Source organism: Desulfonatronospira sp. (assembly GCA_003563255.1).
In the GTDB taxonomy this organism is placed as follows: Bacteria; Desulfobacterota; Desulfovibrionia; order Desulfovibrionales; family Desulfonatronovibrionaceae; genus Desulfonatronospira.
This window is the reverse complement of the sequence record PWSL01000149.1, coordinates 1-3,693: the sequence shown is the minus strand read 5'-3', so window position 1 is coordinate 3,693 and position 3,693 is coordinate 1. Positions and strand designations below refer to the sequence as shown.

Genomic DNA, 3,693 nt, shown 5'->3' with positions numbered 1-3,693 from the left:
TATTTTTTATGTTAGCCGCAGGAAAGAACATGGGGCATTACTGCAGACTCTGCGGAAGAACAAGACCAAATCAGAGATTTTCTGGCAACGGACATCGGATTCATGTGTGCAATGATTGCGCGAAGATTCCACAGGCGGATCGGGATGCCATTGAACAGGAAGAAGAGGTATTCGGTTTTATGAGGCAATCACGCATATCGGACAAGAATATTTCCAGACTTCGAGTACTGTCGACGTCAGATAATTCGCGGATAGCTGACTTGGCTTCTCTGGTTCTTGATGTCGCCAAAGTCAAGCCATATAAGAAACGTCGCCTCAAGGTGTTGGCGAGGAAGCGTAGAGATCTGCTCGAGGCTCTTGAGAGAACTGGTTTGATTCATGTGCATCAATAGACAGTATAGACGAGGGCAGGCTCAGTCCTTCTTTCAAGACTCACAGGGCGCATGCCAGGCAGGTGCAGGAAGCGGTCAGGGAGAATCAAAACAGCATCGCCTGTCCCAGGTGCGGCAGTGAAATGGTTCTGCGCAGGTCCAAAAAGGGCGGAGACCAGAATAGCCAGTTCTGGGGATGCTCCAGATACCCCCGATGCAGGGGCACAGTCAACATGCCTGAAAAACCGGCCATGTGAAAAGTCTTTACGGGCAGCCGGCACTTATGGGACCGGGCCTGAGCAGGCTGTTGAATTGATTTAACTGGTTGGGACAGAGAAGAAAGATGGTAAAACGAGTCAACTACCGCAAACTCGCCTTCGATGCGTATGACCCGCTCTGCGCGCATTGCGGTTTCGGGGTCCCTGCCGTGCTCGAAGTCGCGCACATCGACGGCGACCGCACGAACAATGCGGTGGACAACCTCGTGATCCTCTGCCCGAACTGTCACAAGATGCACGACCTCGACCTGATCTCGACGGAGACAATCACCCAGATGCGAGACCGGCCGAAGATTGTGGACTGGTCGAAGAGAATGAAAGACGCAGGGGCCAAGGCTGCACTCAAGCGCAAACGTCGGGCTGCCGCAAAAAAGGCTGCCGCAACAAGAAAGAAGAACCAAGAGTCCCAACAAGAAAATGCATGATATTTTCGCGTAACCGCGAAAAATCATGATTTTCGACGTTAGCAGCGGAAGGACATGCCACCCATGAAGCTCTATTCCTATATCGTGACACACGACACCGGGTTCTCTCCTAACCCGTTCTGGGGTTGCTGTACGCTTGCCGACTGCAAGCCGACAATTCGACGGACGGCAGAAGTCGGAGCTTGGATCGTCGGGCTAAGTCCGAAAGCCAATGGGAATCGCAAAGTCTTTGCTATGGAGGTGGATGAAATTCTCGACTATTCCAGTTACCACAGTGACGGACGTTTTGCCAACAAGATACCCGATTACAGCAGGGGCGAAGTGGTCTGGAAGGCAGGGGACAACATTTACAAGCCGCTACTAAATGGCGATTTCCAGCAGTTACGGTCCATGCACTCGCACGGCGACGAAGAGAACCCCGAGACAAAGGCCCATGATTTGGGTGGGATGAATGTTCCTGTAGCCAGGAATTTCCACTACTTCGGAGGTTCCGGGCCGGAGTTGCCGCAGCACTTGGAGGAACTAAAGGTAGGGCGGGCGTACAAGAACCGGTTCACCCCAGAGACCATTCGCGACTTTTTGGAGTTCATCTCATCGTATCCCAAAGGGGTCAGCGCGCCCCCAAAGAAATGGCCTGGCAGCGACACGTCATGGAAGCAGAAGGCATGAAGCTCATTCTTAGCAGGAAAGGATTCGACTCATCTGCGGGTGGGGTGCCAAGCCCGATCTTCCCAGATGGCCGGATGGTTTCCTTGCCAATTCCAGACAAGAAATCGGTTGTCACCTACGGGGAGATACAGTACGAGGGCGGCTCGATTGGCCCGCTTGTAGAGGAACTGACCGGTGGACGCATTCTCTCGAAGTACCGTGCCCATATCGATCCCGACATCGCTCGGGACAGCCTTCCCCGCCAACGAGGATGGCGACCAATCTTCGGACAGACCGGCCAAGCACAAGGTCACCTCCGGAAGAGTGACGTGGGGGTTGGTGACCTTTTTCTCTTCTTTGGTCTCTTTCGTTGCGTGGAGAGAAGGAACGGCATCTATCGTTGGGCCGCCAACAGCCAGCCATGTCATGTCATGTGCTGTGGGGGTGGTTCCAAGTCGGCGAGATTTTGCCGCTCGGCACAGCAAAGCTCATTGGATACCCCTGGGCGGAGTACCATCCGCACTTCCATCGCGGCAAGGACAGCAATAATGTTGTCTATTTGACCCGGCACCACCTACAAACTGACCGTGCCCCAGCACCCGCCCTGCCGGGTGCTGGGGTATTCCAGCGGTTTTCGTACGCCTTGCAGTTGACTGCGCCCAACGCGAAGAGGGCCACTACTTGGGAACTCCCTGGTTGGTTTCATCCCGGCGGATGCCGAACACCCCTCACATATCATGCCGACTTGAGCCGATGGGAACGAGTGGGCTCAAGTACAAGGCTGAGAGCAGTGGCACGAGGACAGGAATTCGTGCTTGATTGTGATGAGTACCCGGAAGCGATAAACTGGGCTTTCGATATAATTCAGAGGCACAACAGAAAATGCTAACCAATAAGGATAGATTCGACCAGAAAGCCGTGAATAGAGGCGTTGGCGAGAGATGAACATGGTCGAGCTCTATCCATTGTTCATGAATCCCGGTGTTCCCTGGTAGGTAGAAAGTATGGGCAAAGCTTTTTTGAGGATGTTTCAAGAGGGAGGAAATATTCTCATCAGTTCCATTCAAAGTGCTGTTGGAGATCATTTTTCTTGAAATCCCCACCAAAAAATGGTTACTTGGCCGGAATTTGAGTTGATATAAGGCTCTTTTCTGATAATACACAGGGAACAGGATGGGGTCATATTTCTTGGTTGCCAGGCAAGAAACATCATTTGTTGAAAGTTAAGATGAGGGATCAAATATCGGAAGTTTTATCCCAGGCTAAGGAACTGGAAAAAAAATACAGAGAGCTTACCGGAAAGCCCCTTGGGATCACTGGCGAGGTCGCGGAATTCGCCTCCGCGGAACTGCTGGGTCTTGAATTGGCTGGTGCGAGACAGGCCGGCTATGACGCGGTAAGACATGTCAACAAGAATACGCAAGTAAAATTCCAGATCAAAGGCAGATGTATTCCGTCTGGAGCCAGTCCGGGCCAGATGCTGAGTAGCATTCACCTCGATCATGAGTGGGATATAGTGCTTTTGGTTATAATGGATGAGGATTATGAAGTCTTGTCAATATACGAGGCGGACCGCCCTGCCATAAAAGAAGCGTTGCTGGTTCCTGGCTTAAAGGCACGAAATGAACGTGGTGTCCTATCGGTTGCAAAATTTAAGTCAATCGGCCGCGAGGTTTGGCCAGGGGATGAAGCAAAACCAGGGAGATACTGATAAATGAGCATCCTGACCCATTTTCTTATCGGCCTGGCCCTGCCCTGGGCTTTGCTGCTTTTTTTATCTGTAGATCCGGCGCATTAACCTTATTTTAAGGACCAGTTATGAACAGCACAGATGCAAGTGATTCAAGGGTGTCGTCATGGTCACCTTCCCCTGCCTGGTCCGGGTTCGTAAGCAGACTGGCATCAGTACTCCAGAATTTGCAGGAAGATCAGTTCCTGATAGTTTCAGTCAAGAAATCCAGCCTATATGTC

The 3,693-nt window shown here is 51.8% G+C and carries 5 protein-coding genes and 2 pseudogenes; all 7 read left to right on the top strand.

The window, feature by feature from the left end; translation table 11 throughout:
- Positions 1-392, top strand: a pseudogene (locus tag QZP87_RS04185) (hypothetical protein); the annotation flags it as partial.
- Positions 393-454: 62 nt separating this feature from the next.
- Positions 455-628 (top strand): topoisomerase DNA-binding C4 zinc finger domain-containing protein, encoded by a 174-nt coding sequence (locus QZP87_RS04180; protein ID WP_291321664.1) that lies wholly within the window; start codon positions 455-457, stop codon positions 626-628.
- Positions 629-714: 86 nt separating this feature from the next.
- Complete coding sequence (locus QZP87_RS04175; protein ID WP_291321663.1) at positions 715-1,074, top strand: HNH endonuclease signature motif containing protein; 360 nt, start codon at positions 715-717, stop codon at positions 1,072-1,074.
- 63 nt (positions 1,075-1,137) lie between these two features.
- Entirely contained in the window at positions 1,138-1,743 is a 606-nt protein-coding gene (locus tag QZP87_RS04170) for a hypothetical protein (RefSeq protein ID WP_291321662.1), read from the top strand.
- A pseudogene (locus tag QZP87_RS15505) lies at positions 1,704-2,144 on the top strand (hypothetical protein); the annotation flags it as partial. The gene QZP87_RS04170 and the pseudogene QZP87_RS15505, both read left to right, overlap by 40 nt.
- Positions 2,144-2,611 (top strand): hypothetical protein, encoded by a 468-nt coding sequence (locus QZP87_RS15500; protein WP_363330985.1) that lies wholly within the window; start codon positions 2,144-2,146, stop codon positions 2,609-2,611. The pseudogene QZP87_RS15505 and the gene QZP87_RS15500, both read left to right, overlap by 1 nt.
- Before the next feature lie 324 nt (positions 2,612-2,935).
- On the top strand, positions 2,936-3,433 hold the full coding sequence (locus tag QZP87_RS04165) for a hypothetical protein (protein ID WP_291321661.1): 498 nt from the start codon (positions 2,936-2,938) through the stop codon (positions 3,431-3,433).
- Positions 3,434-3,693: the final 260 nt, after the last annotated feature.

Excerpts from the sequence above, each read along its gene's own strand:
- QZP87_RS04175 (WP_291321663.1), top strand. The coding sequence starts at position 715 with ATGGTAAAACGAGTCAACTACCGCAAACTCGCCTTCGATGCGTATGAC.
- QZP87_RS04170 (WP_291321662.1), top strand. The coding sequence starts at position 1,138 with ATGAAGCTCTATTCCTATATCGTGACACACGACACCGGGTTCTCTCCT.
- QZP87_RS15500 (WP_363330985.1), top strand. The coding sequence starts at position 2,144 with ATGTCATGTCATGTGCTGTGGGGGTGGTTCCAAGTCGGCGAGATTTTG.